Genomic DNA, 16,351 nt, shown 5'->3' on the forward strand with positions numbered 1-16,351 from the left:
CTACCGCGCTCGCGCGGGGTCCGCCTTCGGGGGGCCATAGGAGAGGTTGCGCAAGAGCGCGGCCCCGGGCTTCACGTCGCCGCGGCGCACCGTGCACGCCTCTGCGTCCTCGCGTGCGTCCGCCGTGTCCGCCTGGAACCGGCCGGGGCACTCCTGGAGGATGCCCTCCAGCGCGCGGCCGTCGCGGGTGCGGGACAGGCAGGTAGCGCCGTCGGGCGCCCAGGCCGCCTCGAAGGACCCCTTCGCCGGGTCCCACTCCCGCGTCACCTCCGTCGCGCGCTCCAGCACGCCCAGCCCGTCGTAGATGTCGATGGTGGTGTCCTGGCGCGTGTGGCTCCGGCCGTTGCCGCAGTAGTCCGCGCGGGCCAGCCGGGTGCACGCCTGGTGGAGGCCGGCCAGCGACTGCCCGTCGCGCGTGGCCCAGGGCGCGTAGCCCCAGAGGATGCACTTGGAGATGGCGCCGTTCTCACACGCGAAGGTGATCCGGTCCGCTGCGTCGGCGTGGGCGCCGCTCGCGTCCCACACGCCGCCCACCGCCAGGGCCCGGGGCGCGGGAGAGCGCTCCAGCGCGACGCAGGGGTTCTCCCACTCTCGCGCCACGGGGTTCCAGGCCTCGATGCGGTAGAAGACGCGGGTGGGGTCGTCCGCCGCGGGCTCCGCGCCGCAGAGGGCCACCTCCACGGGCTTGCCGTCGCTGGCGGTGCCCTGGAGCACGGTGCCCACCACGTCGCTGGCCGTCGCCCCTGCCTCCGGCGCGGGGACCGGCCACAGCCGGCCATTCTCGAAGCGCAGCGCCTTCACCCCGTCCTCCGCCTGCCGGGGGGCGTCCAGCGCCACGGAGACGAGCACGCTGGTGCGCTCGTCCGTCGGCTTCTCATCCCAGCCGCGCTTGGTTCCCCACAGCATGGTGCCCTGGGGCCGGGCGATGCGCTGGGCCGTCTGGGACTGGCACCGGCGCGCGTAGCGCTCGGCGTCGGTCGGGCCGCTCACGGTCCGGGTGGGGGCGGGCTTCGGGGCGGCGGCGGGCGGCGCGGCCTGTCCTGGCGAGGACAGGAGCAGGAACAGGCACACCGGCAGGGTTCGGAAGGACGCGCTCATCGCTTCGGATGAGACCCCGGGCCTGAAATCGATGCACGGAATCCGTCCGCCCCCCGCACGGGGCCGTCAATCCCAGCCGCGCAGTTGGACGCGCACCCGCCGCAGCAGCAGGTCCCACTCCTGGCGCTTCAAGGTCGCCATCACGCGCCCGGTGACGATGGTGAGGCCGGTGAGTGTCATCACCAGGAAGCCGATGCGGTGGTCCCGGAGGCCCGCGTCCAGCAGGTTGGCCACCACGTCCAGGAGCAGGAACAGCGTCCCCAGCGCCAGGTAGGCGCGGATGCGCAGGGCCATGCCCACCGCCACGCCCAGAAGACAGACAGCGCCGAAGACAATCGCATACGTGCCGTCCGCGGACTCGCCCATGCGGGCCGCCAGCTTCGCCGCCGCGGGCACGTACAGCAGCAGGCCGCCCAGGATGCGCACCGCGTTGCGCGCCGCGTGCGGGAGGCTGGACGTGAAGAGCTGTCCCATCATCAGGAGCAGCAGCCCCAGCGGCGCCAGGTACACCTCCAGCCCCTCCAGGCCGAACGCGAGCGCGGCGATGAGCAGCGCCAGGTTGCAGGCCGCCGCGGCGAACGCGCCGAACATCCGGCTGCGCTCCACCGCGCCCAGCGCCGCGTACAGCAGGCCGGAGCCTCCCGCGAGCAGGGCGGCGTCCCCCGTCGCGTCGCCGGGGAGGATGAGCGCCACCGCGATGGGCAGGAGCGCCGCGAACCGCCGCGTCGCCTGCTCCACGGGGCGCACGCCCGCCCTGCGCGCCAGCACCGTCACGCCGACCAGGACGAAGCCCAGCGACAGCGCGAAGAGGGCGTCATGCTCGGGGCGGAGGCCCTGCGCGTACAGCCCGCGCACCAGCGCGTAGACGCCCACCACCGCGAGCTGCACGAAGTAGACATGGCGGCCCGTGTGCTCGCGCCACGCGGCGTGCAGGGACACGCCCACGGCCAGCCCGATGGCCGCCAGCGCCACGGGCAGCACGTCCTCGGAGGCCTGGCCTCCCACGGCGACGGCCGCCAGCAGCGCCGCGCTCGCCACCAGCCACAGGTCGCGGCCCCACCCCATGCCTCCCGCGACGTCGCTCCGGCGGCGGGACGTCATGCGGCGGGCGATGTGAAGGGCCAGCGCGCTCCCCGCCGCGGCCAGCGCCAGCTCCGCTCCGGACCGGGTGAAGAGGGGCAGGTACGTGGGGTCCCAGGGGGCCCTGGCTTGCGCGAGGAGCGCCAGCCCCGTGGCGACGACCGCGCCCCCGGCGACCATCGTCCCGAGCCCCGCGATGAAGCCGGCGAGCGCCCCGCGCCACTGGAAGGCCGCCACGAGGAGCGCAGCGGAGAGGAGCCCCAGCGTCAGGGGGAAGGCGGAGGACCTCATCCATGCGCCCGTCAGCCCCGAGATCATCTCCCACACGAGGACGGGAACCGCCAGCGTCGAGGACGTGTGCCCTTCGACGGCCAGCGCATACACCGTCGCGGCGATGAAGTAGGGCAGCACGGCCAGGTGGGCGCGCAGCCGCGTGCGGCCCTCGTCGTGGCCCCGCCGCTTCGCGAGCCAGGGCGCGACGACCACCACCCCGAGCCCCAGCAGCGCCAGCGTGGGGCCCGGCCACGGTTCGAGGTGCGGCATCAGGTGGGCCAATGCATGGACGAGCAGCAGGAGCCCCAGGCCCACCACTCCGCGCCCACGGCCTCGCGCGCCCCCCACGAACAGCACGGCACCGGTGGCGAGGACGAGGTCCGCCGCGAGCACGCCGGGCTGGAAGAAGGCCGCCCCCGCCACGAGCACCACGGCGGTGAGCGTTTCCCTGCTCAGGGCATCGAGGAAGGGGCCCGGGCGGTCATCGGTGCCCAGGGACAGCAGCCGCCGGAAGAACGCACGTCCCGCGTCCACCCGGGCCACCGCGACCGCGAACACCGCGTAGACGAGCCCGGCGGCGGCGATGCCCGCGAACGCCTGCTGCCACAGGAGGAAGTGCGTGCTGCCCGGGGGCATCCAGGCCGCGGGGTGCGACGCGCTCAGCGAAGGGCTGATGAGGTGCGCCGCCGTGGCGCGGATCCACTGCCCGTCGGGAGGCCGCAGGGCCACCAGCGGACTCCCGAGCAGCGACTGTTGCGCGGCCCAGAGCGCGGCGCCGGGGAGCCCCAGCAGGAGCCCCCCATGCGCGAGGATGCGCGAGCGGAACGAGGCCGCCAGCAGGACCGTCAGCAGCGCGGGCCCCAGCACCAGGAGCGGAGGCACCAGCCCCAGCGCGCGGGACGGATCCGGCAGGCCCACGACGACGGCCGAGCGCAGGAGCAGCACGGCCAGCACGGCCACACCCAGGTGGGGCACCGCGTGGTACAGCGGCCCGTGCCTGGGGTTCTCCAGGCGCTGGGCCACCCACGGCCCCACGCGCCGGAGCACCAGCGCCAGGGCCCACAGCGCGATGCCGATGAGGGGCAGGCGCCACGCGGACACATCGGGCGGAAGCGGCCGGCCCGCGCGATTGACGACCCCGGTGAGCGCGATGAACCCGCCGCTCACGGCGAGCGTCACCACCGAACCCCGCAGATGGAACGCCACGAAGCCACGGGACACGAACGCCAGCAGCGCGCCCGCGGTGAGCAGCCCGCCCGCGAGCAGGGCCACCGGACGCCCGGCGCTGTCGGGCAGGGCGACCCAGTTGACGAGCGTGATGACCGCGAGCACGGCCTGCACGAGCGCGGCGCCCGCGAAGCCGTCCGTGAAGAGCGGCCGTCCCCGCGCGCCGAACGGCAGGGGGACGACGTCCAGCAGCCGCCGGCCCTTCACCCTGTCGAGGCCCGGGCCGCGAAGCATCGCGAAGAGCGTGAAGCCGAAGGCCAGGCCCGCCGCCACGAGCGCGGCCCGGGCCGAGGCGAAGTCGGAGACCGTCCCCAGGCCCTGCGACACCGTGAGCGCGAGCCCCGTGGCCGCCAGGAATCCGACGAGCCGGCTGCCATCGCGCCGGACGCGAAGCAGCAGCACCGCCGTGGCCAGCGCGGTGGGCACGCAGGCGAGCAGCGCCGCCTGTGAGCCCGCGACCTCCGCGAGCGCATCCGGCAATACGGGCGCGACCCCCAGCGCCCGAGCCACCCCGAGCGCGGCGATGCACAGCGACAGGTCCTCCAGGGGGCGGAGCGCGTCCCGCAGCCCCTGGCGCTCCAGCCACGCGGACTGTGCGAGCCCGCCCAGGCCATAAAGCACCGCCGCGAGCGCGAAGACGCCCAGGCCCGCCGCGCTGGACGCGAGCCACGGAGTCCCGTCCACCGCCGAGAGCGCGCCGAAGAGCAGCGCGACACCGCCCAGGTAGTGGAGGCCCCGCCATCTCCACCGCCCCGCGAGGTGGGCCGCGAACGCGATGACCGCACCCGTGTACGCCTGGGGCCAGGGCGCGCTCGTCCCCTGCGTCCACGTCACCGCGGAGAACGCGGGCATCGTCGCCAGCGAGACGACGACACTCCACGCGAGCATCCGGTTGCGAAGGACGGCGGAGGACGTCACGCGCGCCAGGAGCATCAGCCCGGACGCCACCGCCGCGACCCCGAAGCACCACCACGCCGGATCGCCCGGCGCCTGCACGCGAGCGACCAGCGCCCCCGCGAGCAGCGAGGCCATGACGGCCGGATGCACCAGGGCCCGCCGACGGAACTCCAGCAGGAAGAAGACGAGCGCGGCCAGCACGGGCGCGCAGGCGGATGCGGTATCCACCCAGGTGTCCTCGCCCGGGAAGGCCGAGAAGGCGCCGAGCGCCCCCGCGAGCGCGCCGCTGGCGACCACCGCGTGCGCCAGCGTCTCGAACACCGGGGCCGCGCGGGGATGGGCCGCCCGGACGGAATCCGCGGACGCCCCCGCGGCCACCACCGCGCCCAGCGCCACCGCCCACAGCACGAGCCCCGCGAACAGGGGCGCCCCCGGCTCCAGCGCGTCGAAACCGGAGGGAGCGCTCGCCACGCAGAAGACCGCCAGCCAGAGCGCGCCGTAGAGCGCGGCGCCCACGCTGGTGAACGAAGCAGTACCCGACCGAGCCCGCCACACCGAAGCCGCCAGCGCCACCACGCCCGCGAACGCGCACAGCGCACGCAGCCAGGGCGCGTCGTCCCAACCCATCAGCGGCAGCCCCGCCAGGAGCGACGGGAACAGCGCCACCGCGAAGGACGTGGCCGAAGTCCCATGCCACAGCCGCCCCGCGGCCCGGAGCGGAAGGAGCGCGATGGCGGCGACGCCGAGCGCGGTGGGGATGCCAACGGCGGGCGTCAGGGCCACCAGGGCCGACAGCGCGATGAACACCACCGGCAGCAAGGCGAGTCCGATACTCGCGAGCACGCGCCCCGCCGACCGGGAGCGCCGCGAAAGGAACGCGCCCAGCCCGATGAAGGCCGCGTGGTAGCCCAGCAGCGCGCCCGTGACGATGAGCTGCCGGGGAACTCCGCCCAGCGCCCGCCATGCCTCGCGCACGCCCATGAGCGAGCCGCCCAGCACAAGCACCGCGCCGAGGAACCACCAGATGTACTCGTTGAGTCGGGGAGGGTTGTCGCCGTCATCGAGCGCGATGACGGCCTCCAGCCCACTGCCTCCCAGAGAGTCCAGGTGCCCCCGGCCGAACAACGCCTGACCCGACCCCAGCGCCGACCCCAGATCCTCCTCGCTGGAGGACTCACCGTCCTCCGGAGCCACCACGCTCCGCCGAGCCACCCGTGCACGCTCCACCCGGGCTGCCTCGTCACCCAGGTCCTCCACACGGGAGGACTCTCCAACGTCCAGCGACGGCACCCGCAGTGCCGCCTGCTGTTCCCGCTCCGCCCGCGCCGTCTCCTCCAGCGAGTGCGCGAGCGAAGCCAGCCACCCCGGTCGCCACCCGCCCGCGCGACGCAGCGAGTGCGCCACGCCATCCGCCCAGGCCTCCACGCGCGCCGCGGAGTCGAGCACCGGCTCCTCCGGAACCGGAACCCCCACGGCCTCGGGCGCGGGAACCTCTGGAACGCTCGCGACCGCTTCAGGATGCGTCGCGAGCGAGGCCTCCAGCCGGTCCGCCGTGGCCGCATCCAGCAACCCGTCGAAGCGCCAGTGCTCGATGCGCCGTCGCATCCGCGCCAGCACGAAGTCATCCAGGTGCCGCCCGGCGGCGGGCACGAGGGCGGCACCGCACTCCGGGCACAGGGGCCCGGAGTCCGGCACACGCGGTTCCGTACAGGCAGGACAGAGCATGTGCGTCAGCATACCGGGCCGCCCACACCCGGAGTGTCGTCCCTGATGACACTGTCACCACGAGGCGCCCGGCGCCGTGCTCCAACGCCACGCACGAAACCCGAGGTCTCGAGTCATCATGGTCATTCTCTTGGATTGTGATTCGGACTGTCAGGGGGGGAAGACAGCCGATGGGGTACGAAGTGGAGACGAATCAATTGCTGTCATGGCACCCGCGCCAGCCGGTGCCGCCAATTCACGTGCCATCGGGCTCTGATAATGCCGGTGCTAGGACTTGTTGTTGCGCTCCCGCAACGCCTTGCACGGGCGATCATCTTCCCAGCCAGAAGGTTCGGCCCTGACTGCGAAGGGCCTTGTCCAGGAACTCCCCGAAGCTCGACGCGATGAGGGGTGTCTCGTCCGGATACGTCTCATGGAAGGCGTCAAGCAGCGGGTACCGGTCGTTCTCTCTCCTTGCCACGTCCACGATCACGAAGTCGGTGTCCTGCATGTCCACCAGCGTGAAGTGAGAGGCTGGACCCGCGCTCTCCTGGTCTCGGCCCCGGATGGCGACGCGAGCCCGCTGGATCTCGTCCAGTGGCAGGATGCCGTACTTCGGATTCGGCATCGGCGCGAAGAGCCCCCCTCCATTGGAGTGCAGGTAGAAGACGCGCATCTCCTCATCCAACCGCCAACCCATGCGTGCCTCGAAGGCAGCGATCTGCTGGGAACTCGCAGGAGGATTCGGAAAGTGGTGCCGGAAGAACTCGGCCAGCAGGTTGTCCATGTGCACGGGGGAATCCTCAGTCCGCGTACGGACGCTCGAGCCCTGGCGTCAGCCACTTTCCGCCCGGCGCGTAGCAGGCGGGGTACTCGTCGTTGAACGTCTGGTGGATGTCGGCCGGTACGGGGAGGATGTTACCCGGAGCGACTGGAGGACCGCCGTGGCCCAGGTCGAAGATGTGGTGTCCGGGGAAGTTCTTCCCTGCGCTCGTCGTGGGCCACGCGCCGAACTCGGAGGCCCAGTCATCGCGAAACCGGTCCCTCGCGTTGGACCACTGGTCTCGAAGGCGTTGCACGTTGCTGACCTTCGGATAGTCACAGCAGCAGTGGGTGATGGCCATGCGGCCGCCGGCCTCCGCTGGCATGAAGAAGTAGCGCCCCTTCCAGTCCCCCTTGATGTCGGCCAGCCACATGCAGCCCATGAGGGGAAGCCCCTGTGCCGAGCACTTCGACTCGCAGCGGGACAGGAGTGCGGCGCTGCACTGCCAAGGTCCGTAGTAGATGGTCGTGCGCAGTTGTCCTCCGTCAGGCGTCGTGAGGATGGGGCTGACCCATTTCCCACGCGCCGGACTGTTGGCCCCGCCAACGGTTGCTGAGCCGCAGCCCACGAGGGCGATGAGCGCAGCGGCGCTCGCGAGACGGTGACCTGTGAGTGCGGTTGTCATGGTCATCCATGACAGCTTAGCCAAAGCCGCGAGTTGCGTCGGCGCGGATGGATGCTCCCTTGCTCTATGACTTCTTGTTGCGCTCCCGCAACGCCTTGCACGGGTCGTCCTCCGGCATGGCCGGCGTGAACCAGACGTAGTCGTAGGGCAGGGAGGTGGCGCCAACGACAGCCGCGTAGTCCTGGGGGTTCAGCGCGTCCGGTGACACCTCCAGCAAGGCCACGCTCAAGACCGTGACGTCCTTCACGCGGCGCTCCAGGTGCGCGGGGACGCCCCGGTCCTCGCGGACGTGGCCGTTGCCGGCGATGAGGATCGCGCCGTCCCGGGGCACGGTCTCCAGCAGCCGGTCCGCCATCATCGCGTCGCGCGCCCGCTGCGCCAGCGCCATGGGCTCCAGCATCTGCTGGGGAAGCTGTCCGCAGTGCGAGCGGTCCAATTCCTCGCGGACCGCCTGCGCCTCCGCTTCGGGCACGGGCGCCTCCAATCCCAGACGCGAGCGCAGGTCGGAGGGGAGCGCCTCCGGTCCCTTCATCACCAGCTCCCGCACCCGCGCTCGGGGCAGGTTGGCGGCGACGATGGGCAGGCGCGCCTGGAGGCCCGCGGCGAACACGGGCGCGTAGAGGCTGAAGGCGGGCCAGCCGCTGTTCGCCCAATCCACCGCCTTCGCCAGCCCCTCCACGTCCTCCGGATGGGCCCTCAGCGCCGCGTCCACGGCGGGCTGCTGCGTGACGTCCAGCATCTCGAAGGCGAGCGCGGGCCGCTGCCCGGAGGCCGTCCTCGCGCGCACCAGCTCCGCCTGGAGCCGGTGGTGGTCCGGGTGGTCGTGCCTTTCACCCAGGAGCACGAAGCGCGCGGGCACCACGGCCGCGCGCAGGGCGCTCTCGTCCACGAAGCGGCCTGCCGCCACGTCCCAGACGCGGCCCACCAGCGGGTGGTCCCGGTACAGCGTCGTGGCCCACTCCCGCGCGGGAGGAGGGGAGGGCTGCTGCCTGCTGGCACAGCCAAGGGACAGCGCGAGGACGAGGACGAAAGGGATTCGCGTCATCCCGTCATCTCACCCAGACCGCGCCGCCATTGCCCGTCTGAAAGCGGTGCGACCGCCGCTCCCGGACACAAGGAGGGAGGGCCCCAAGGCCCGGGGGAGCCCCGTCCGCCTCCCTGGAGAACAAGGGAGGAGGTTCGAGGTCTTCCCCGCTGAGAGAGCCTGCTCGCCAGGCGACGGAAGGGGCCGCCCTCGGAGACTCCAGCGTTGAAGTGGGGAGACCGGCTGGATACGTCCACATCAGGTCACCTCGTCCACGCGTCCCGCACCCCTCGAGCCTCCCCTGAGCCGTCCGACGAACGAACAGAACGCACCGGGGCTGACCGAAGTCACCGGGGCCGCGCCGCGTGCGGAGGGCTGGCTGGACACGCTGCGCGGCGGCAGCGTGATGGGGCGGCTCATCCTGGAGCGGGACTGGTCCGGGACGCCGCTGGGACCCATCGCGTCGTGGCCGTCCGTGCTGCGCACCCTGGTGAGCATGTGTCTGACGACGCGCTTCCCCATGTTCATCTACTGGGGACCGGAGCGCGTGCAGCTCTACAACGACGCGGGCATCCCCATCATGGGCGCCAAGCACCCGGACCATGCGCTGGGGCCGCTGCGCGACGTCTTCCCGGAGCTGTGGCCTCAACTGGGGCCCATGTTCGACGAACTGGAGCGCACGAAGCAGGCGAACTGGGCGGAGAGCCATTCGCTGCCCATCCAGCGGGATGGCACCGCCGAGGAGGCCTACTTCACCTGGTCCTACACGCCGGTGCTGGATGACGACGGCACGGTGGCGGGCTTCTACACGCCGGCCCTGGAGACCACGGGGCAGGTCCTGGGGCAGCGGCGTCTGCGCACGCTGCACCTGCTCACCCAGCGCGCGGGCGGCGCGGGCTCCGTGGAGGAGGCGTGCCGGGCCGGCCTGGACGTCCTGACGGAGAACCCCGCCGACCTGCCCTTCACGTGGCTCTACGTCACGGACGCGCAGGGGACGCGGGCCTCGCTCGTGGGCTCCACCGGCATGGGCGACCGGGGCGCGGAGGTGCCCGCGCACCTCGGCCTGCGCGCGCCGGAGGACCGGGGGCCCCCGGGAGGGCTGTTGGCTCCGGCGGCGGGGACGCGCCAGGCCCAGCGCGTGGAGGACGTGAACGGCTGGCTCGGAGCGCCGCCCTCGGAGCCGCCCCGGCCGGCCCTGGTGCTGCCGCTGCCGCACGCGGAAGGGGACCGGGACCTGGGCTTCCTGGTGGCGGGCCTGAGCCCCGTGCTGCGGCTGGAGGGCGAGTATCGCGGCTTCCTCGAACTGGTGGCGGGGGCCCTGGCCACGGCGGTCTCCAGCGCCCGCGCGCAGCAGGAGGCCCGCGCGCGGATGGAGCAGCTCGCGGCGTTGGACCGGGCCAAGACGGCCTTCTTCAGCAACGTGAGCCACGAGTTCCGCACGCCCCTGACGCTGATGCTCGGGCCCGTGGAGGACGCGCTGGTGGATCCGGCGGAGCCGCTGGGGCCGCGTCAGGCGGAGCGGCTGTCCCTGGTCCAGCGCAACGCCACCCGGCTGCTCAAGCTGGTCAACACGCTGCTCGACTTCACCCGCACGGAGGCCGGACGCGTGCGCGCGGCCTTCCAGCCCACGGACCTGTCCGCCTTCACCGCGGAGCTGGTGAGCCACTTCGAGTCCATCGCGAAGCGCGCCCAGCTCACCCTCACGCTCGACCTGCCGGCGCTGCCGGAGCCCGTCTGGGTGGACCGTGAGATGTGGGAGAAGATTGTCTTCAACCTGCTCTCCAACGCGATGAAGTTCACCTTCGAGGGCGGCGTCCACGTCCGGCTGCGAACCGAGGGCGGCCAGGCGCGGCTGACGGTCCGGGACACCGGCAGCGGCATCCCGGAGCAGGAGCTGCCGCACATCTTCGAGCGCTTCCACCGCGTGGAGAACGCCCGCTCGCGCAGCCACGAGGGCAGCGGCATTGGCCTGAGCCTGGTGCAGGAGCTGGCGAAGCTGCACGGCGGCACCGTGGACGTGACGAGCACGCTGGGGCAGGGCGCGACCTTCTGCGTCGCGGTGCCCCTGGGCCACGGCCACCTGCCGCGCGAGCAGCGCGTCCCCGAGGGAAGAGGTCCCGCGCACTCCATCGCGCGGAGCGCGTCCGCCTACGTCGAGGAGATCCGCGGCTGGATGGGCCCGGCGGGCCCGGAGCTCGGGCCGCGAGCGTCGGAAGCAGCGAAGGCCACCCCGCTCCTGCCACCCATGTCCGCGCGGGTGCTGGTGGTGGACGACAACGCGGACCTGCGCACGTACATCACGGGCCTGCTGGACGCGTCCGTGACGGTGGAGACGGCGGAGGACGGCTTCGCCGCGCTCCAGGCCATCCGCGCGCGCCCGCCCGACCTGGTGTTGAGCGACGTGATGATGCCGCGCCTGGGCGGCTTCGGGCTGCTGCGCGAGCTGCGCGCGGACCCCCGGCTGCGGGCCATCCCGTTCGTCCTGCTCTCCGCGCGCGCGGGCGAGGAGTCCTCGGTGGAGGGGCTGGAGGCGGGCGCGGATGACTACCTGGTGAAGCCCTTCTCCGCGCGCGAGCTGGCGGCGCGGGTGCGCACCCAACTGGAGATGGCGCGGGTGCGCCGCGAGGTGGCGGCGCTGGCGGCGCGCGAGGCGGTGTTGCAGGAGGCGGTCCGCGCGCGGGACGAGTTCCTGTCGGTGGTGAGCCACGAACTGAAGACGCCGCTGGCGGGCTTCCGCCTCCAGTTGGATCTCATCGAGCGGAGCCTGGGGTCGGAGGAGCGCGCCCGGTTGGGCGAGCGGCTCCTGTTCACGCGGCGGCAGGTGCACCGGCTGGCCACGGTGGTGGAGACGCTGCTCGACATGTCCCAGTTGTCCTCGGGGCCGGTGCACCTGGACGTGGAGGACGCGGACCTCTCCGCGCTGGTGACGGAGGAGGTGGCCCAGGCACGGGAGGAGCTGGGCCGGGAGGGCTGCGAGGTGCGCTTGCGCATCGCGGGCCCGGTGCGGGGCCGGTTCGACCGGGGGCGCCTGGAGCAGGTGGTGCAGGGCCTGCTGTCCAACGCGCTGAAGTACGGCGCGGGCAAGCCGGTGGAGGTGCGCGTGGAGCAGGCGGGCCCGTGCGCGCGCCTGACGGTGGTGGACCACGGCATGGGCGTGCGTCCGGAGGACCGGGAGCGCATCTGGGAGCGCTTCGAGCGCGCGGTGTCCGTGCGCAACTTCGGAGGCCTGGGCCTGGGCTTGTGGATCGCCCGTCAGGTGGTGGAGGCCCACGGCGGCACCGTCGGCGTGTCCGAGACGCCAGGGGGCGGCGCCACCTTCACGGTGTCACTGCCCCTGGCGGGACCGCGCTCCTGATGAGTCATTGCAGTCAGCAGCAAGGCCCGCACTCTCCGTTTGGGAGAGGCGGGCCTTGGATGTCAGGCATTGGCTGTCCAGACGCTTACTTGGAATCCACCACCAGCACCATCCACCGGTCGGTGGCGTGGTCGATGCGCACGTTGGCGGCGCCGGCCTCCTGGAGCTGCTGCACCACGCGCTCCAGGAACTGGAGCTGCTCCGCGGACGCGTCCACGAACACGTTGCGCGACCCCGGGCCCTTCGCCTTGGGCTTCTTCGCAGGCGCCGCACCCGCGTGCAGCTCCGGCGCCGCCGCGGCCTTCAGCAGCGTCCCCGCGTCCTCCGCCGTCACCTCGGCCCGCTCGTCCTGCACGTCCACGTCCTGCTCCTCCTTGGGGGCGGCGACCGGAGCGGCGGGCTGCGAGGCCAGCTCCTTCTTCGCCTGTTCGCGCAGCTCGTTGAACGTGCGCAGGTTGATGGTGGCGCCGAAGCGGTCCTTGAAGCTCTCCAGGGCGTCCTGGCGGCTCAGGTCGGGCTGGTTGCGGAAGAGGTCGAGCAGGAACGCGTGACGCTCCTGCGACTGCTCCTGGGAAGTCCTGGGCATGGCGGTGTGGCTCCGGCGGTGTGGCCGCATGAAGAAAGGCGGCGCACCCTATACCCGAGCCTCCCCCCGGAACAAAGCCAGGGGGCCGCTACCGCCCGCGCGGGCCCGGACGCGGCGTGCGCCCCCCGCCGCGAGGCCCCGACGGACGCGGCTGCGCGGGGCGGGGCCACGCGTTCGTCGCCAGGCCCTCCTCGGCATTGGAGCCCTCCGAGGCGCGGCGCAGGCGCGCGGCCTCCGCGGCGGACTCCGGCGGCACCAGCGCCTTGGGCCCCCGGCCAATCAGGTCCTCGCGCCCCGCCAGCTTCAGCGCCTCGCGCGCCAGCGGCCAGTGCTCCGGGTTCCAGTAGAGCAGGAGCGCCTTCTGCAGCCGCTTCTCGCGCAGGCCCTTCGCCGTGTACACGGGCTCCATCTTCAGCGGGTCCAGGCCCGTGTAGTACATGGCCGTGGCCACCGACATGGGCGTGGGGATGAAGTCCTGCACCTGCCGGGGCCGCTTGCCCTTCTCCTTCAGCCACTGCGCCAGCATCACCATGTCCTCCAGCGTGGAGCCGGGGTGGCCGCTGATGAAGTAGGCGATGTCGTACTGCTCCTTGCCCGCGTCCTCGCTGGCGCACGCGAACATGTGCTGGAAGCGCTCGAAGCTCTCGATGCCGGGCTTCTTCATCTTCTCCAGCACGCGCGGCGACACGTGCTCCGGCGCCACGGACAACTGGCCGCCCACGTGGTGCGCCGCCAGCTCCTTCACGTACTCCGGCGAGCGCTCCGCCAGGTCGTACCGCACGCCGCTCGCGATGAAGACGTGCTTCACGCCCGGCTCCTCGCGCACCTGCTTCATCAGCGAGATGAGCGGCCCGTGGTCCGTCTGGAGGTTCTCGCACACGCCCGGGTGCACGCAGGACAGCTTGCGGCAGCGGCTCTCGATGTCCTCGCTCTTGCACTTGAGCTTGTACATGTTCGCCGTGGGCCCCCCCAGGTCCGTGATGGTCCCCCGGAAGTCCCCCATGCGCCGCAGCTCGCGCACCTCGCGCAGCACGCTCGCGGCGGAGCGGCTCTGGATGACGCGCCCCTCGTGCTCCGTGATGGAGCAGAAGGTGCAGCCGCCAAAGCACCCGCGCATCAGCACCACCGAGTGCTTCACCGTCTCGTACGCGGGGATGGGCTCCCGGTACATGGGGTGCGGCACGCGGTTGAACTTCAGGTCGTACAGCTCATCCATGGCCACCGTGGCCGTGTCCCCGGGCCTGTCTCCGGCGCCGTCCTCCAGCGGCCGGGCGGGCGGGTTCATGTAGATGGCGCGGTTGCCGTGGCGCTGCGCGATGGCGCGCGCGTTGCCGGGGTTGGTCTCCAACTGGAAGTCCCGGCTCATCACCGCGAAGGCGCGCGTGTCCGCCACCACCTCTTCATAGGAGGGCAGCACCACCACCTTGTCCTTGTCCGCCGCGCGCCTCGCCGGGTCCGCCTCCAGGACCTTCATCGCCGCGTCGTTGATGAGGTGAGCGGTGCCCCGGATGTCCTTCAGGTCCTCGATGCGCTCGCCCCGGTTCAGCCGGTCGGCGATCTCCCAGATGGGCCGCTCGCCCATGCCGAACACCAGCAGGTCCGCCTTGGCGTCGAAGAGGATGGAGCGGCGCACCTTCTCGCTCCAGTAGTCGAAGTGCGCGATGCGCCGGAGGCTGGCCTCGATGCCGCCCAGGACGATGGGCACGTCCGGGAAGGCCTCGCGGCAGCGCTGCGCGTAGACGATGGAGGCCCGGTCCGGCCGGCAGTTGGTGCGCCCGCCCGGGCTGTACTGGTCCTCCGAGCGGTTCTTCTTCTGGGCCGTCAGCCGGTTGAGCATCGAGTCCAGGTTGCCCGCCGCCACCCCGAAGAAGAGCCGGGGCGCTCCCAGCGCCTTGAAGGGCTCCGCCGAGTGCCAGTCCGGCTGGGGGATGAGCCCCACCTTGAAGCCCCGCCCCTCCAGGAAGCGCGCGATGAGCACCGGCCCGAAGGCCGGGTGGTCCACGTAGGCGTCGCCGCTCACGATGATGATGTCGCACTGCTCCCACCCCCGGGCCTGCATGTCGGCGCGGGTGACGGGGAGGAACGGGTGGGCGTGGCGTGGGGTGATGGAGGCCATGGGTGTGCTCCCCTCAACACTGGGGGAAGGCCCAACCAACCCCATCAGGGCGGGCGCTGTCCACTGCGACGGCCGCCTGCCCCCCTGTTCCCCGAGAGACCGGCAACCCGCCAGGTCGTTCAAACCCAGACAGTGAGTGCGCCGTTTCTCGACTCCTCGCAAAGACAGACAGCGGGGTCATTGGGGCGCCAACGGGGTGTTTGTGTACACCTGGACCTGGGTACAACTTTGCCCGTATTGCTAGAAAAGTCCGTTCATGGCAAAGAATGCTCATGGGCCTGGCTGTCATTGACTGGCGTCTGGGCCGTTCCCCTCATCCCCGCACCGCCCTTCTCATTGGAGAGAGTCATGTCCTTGCGCCGTCCTCTGTCGTTCTTCGCCTCCCTGCTGATGCTGGGCGGCTGCGGTGCCGAAACCCTGGAGGAGGGCGCGGCGCCGCGTCAGTCCGCGGCCGCGCTGCACACGGGCATCGACCTGTCGGCGACCGGGCTGGGCGTGACGTGTGACGACGGCCAGGTGGCGACGGTGACGGGCGCCATCGTCAACGAGGCGCCGACGGGCATCGACCCGTCGGTGGCGGGCATCTACGCGGGGGAGCCGGCCCAGGGCGGCACGCTGCTGGCGACGGTGAACGTGCCCTGGCTGGTGGGCAAGGAGCGCTATGCGTTCGAGGTCCCGGTGGTGCTGCCGGAGGGCACGCAGAAGCTGTTCGTGGTCGCGGACCACACGAACTTCTTCCCGGAGGACAGCGAGGAGAACAACACGGCGACGCTGACGCTGGCGGCTGGCGGCGGCTGTCTGGTGAACCAGCCGCCGGTGGCGCTCTGCAAGAACGTGACGGTGACGGCGAACGCGTCGTGCTCGGCGGCGGCGTCCATCGACAATGGCTCGTATGATCCGGATGGCTTCCCGCAGCCGCTGAGCGTCACGGCCAGCCCGGCGGGCCTGTACCCGGTGGGGACGACGCCGGTGACGCTCACGGTGTCGGACGGGATGGACTCGGCCACGTGCTCGGCCACGGTGACGGTGGTGGACGCGACGGCGCCGGTGGCCGGGGCGAGCAAGGACCTGGTGCTGGCCCGCACGCTGGGCGCGGACTACAAGACGGTGACGCTGGCGGACTGCGCGCAGCCGGCGGCGGACACCTGCGGCGGGACGCTGGACCTGCAGCAGTCGGCCTCCATCGTGCGCGTGGAGTCGGACGAGTCCGAGGACGCGCTGTTCAGCCTGGCCCTCTTCAAGTGCCGGGACATCGTGCTGAGCGCGGACCGCAAGTCCGCGCAGTTGCGCGCGGAGTCCAGCCTGCTGGGCAACGGCCGCGTCTACACGATGGTGTACTCGGTGGCGGACGCGTCCGGTAACGCGACCCTCGGCACCTGCAAGGTGAAGGTGCCCAGCCTCCAGGGCGTCCTCTCCGTGGGGCTGGGCCCCGTGTACTGCCAGGGCACGGACTGCCCGGCGAACACGGGCGGCGGGCTGCTCTGCCCGCTGCTGTAGTCCCCACGGAGCTTCAAGGTGGTGGATGACGGCCCGGGTCCGCGAG

General features: G+C 72.2%; 9 protein-coding genes. 2 read left to right on the forward strand and 7 right to left on the reverse strand.

The features are described from left to right. The 5 genes from K8612_RS07035 to K8612_RS07055 all read right to left on the reverse strand — a co-directional run bounded on the left by K8612_RS07035 (position 1) and on the right by K8612_RS07055 (position 8,772). Positions 1-1,098: an ADYC domain-containing protein gene (locus K8612_RS07035; RefSeq protein ID WP_223761698.1), complete on the reverse strand. Its 1,098-nt coding sequence runs from the start codon at positions 1,096-1,098 to the stop codon at positions 1-3. Positions 1,099-1,164: 66 nt separating this feature from the next. After that, positions 1,165-6,225 carry a hypothetical protein gene (locus K8612_RS07040; RefSeq protein ID WP_223761699.1) on the reverse strand — a complete coding sequence of 1,687 codons (5,061 nt, stop codon included), beginning with the start codon at positions 6,223-6,225 and terminating at the stop codon, positions 1,165-1,167. A gap of 385 nt (positions 6,226-6,610) precedes the next feature. Further along, on the reverse strand, positions 6,611-7,066 hold the full coding sequence (locus K8612_RS07045; RefSeq protein WP_223761700.1) for an SMI1/KNR4 family protein: 456 nt from the start codon (positions 7,064-7,066) through the stop codon (positions 6,611-6,613). A gap of 16 nt (positions 7,067-7,082) precedes the next feature. Beyond that, entirely contained in the window at positions 7,083-7,484 is a 402-nt protein-coding gene (locus K8612_RS07050) for a hypothetical protein (RefSeq protein WP_223761701.1), read from the reverse strand. Positions 7,485-7,791: 307 nt separating this feature from the next. Then, positions 7,792-8,772: a ChaN family lipoprotein gene (locus K8612_RS07055; RefSeq protein ID WP_223761702.1), complete on the reverse strand. Its 981-nt coding sequence runs from the start codon at positions 8,770-8,772 to the stop codon at positions 7,792-7,794. A gap of 385 nt (positions 8,773-9,157) precedes the next feature. Between K8612_RS07055 and K8612_RS39165 the strand changes: the two genes are divergently transcribed. Further along, complete coding sequence (locus K8612_RS39165; RefSeq protein WP_306799615.1) at positions 9,158-12,106, forward strand: ATP-binding protein; 2,949 nt, start codon at positions 9,158-9,160, stop codon at positions 12,104-12,106. Between the two features lie 85 nt (positions 12,107-12,191). On the opposite strand, the gene K8612_RS07070 is transcribed toward K8612_RS39165, so the two are convergent. Both K8612_RS07070 and K8612_RS07075 read right to left on the reverse strand, forming a co-directional pair. Then, positions 12,192-12,692 carry a hypothetical protein gene (locus K8612_RS07070; RefSeq protein WP_014394921.1) on the reverse strand — a complete coding sequence of 167 codons (501 nt, stop codon included), beginning with the start codon at positions 12,690-12,692 and terminating at the stop codon, positions 12,192-12,194. Positions 12,693-12,780: 88 nt separating this feature from the next. Beyond that, on the reverse strand, positions 12,781-14,808 hold the full coding sequence (locus tag K8612_RS07075; RefSeq protein ID WP_223761703.1) for a YgiQ family radical SAM protein: 2,028 nt from the start codon (positions 14,806-14,808) through the stop codon (positions 12,781-12,783). Positions 14,809-15,156: 348 nt separating this feature from the next. Here K8612_RS07075 and K8612_RS07080 point away from each other — a divergent pair, with 348 nt between their 5' ends. After that, positions 15,157-16,305 (forward strand): hypothetical protein, encoded by a 1,149-nt coding sequence (locus K8612_RS07080; protein WP_223761704.1) that lies wholly within the window; start codon positions 15,157-15,159, stop codon positions 16,303-16,305. Positions 16,306-16,351: the final 46 nt, after the last annotated feature.

This window comes from Corallococcus sp. AS-1-6 (genome assembly GCF_020037015.1).
In the GTDB taxonomy this organism is placed as follows: domain Bacteria; phylum Myxococcota; class Myxococcia; order Myxococcales; family Myxococcaceae; genus Corallococcus.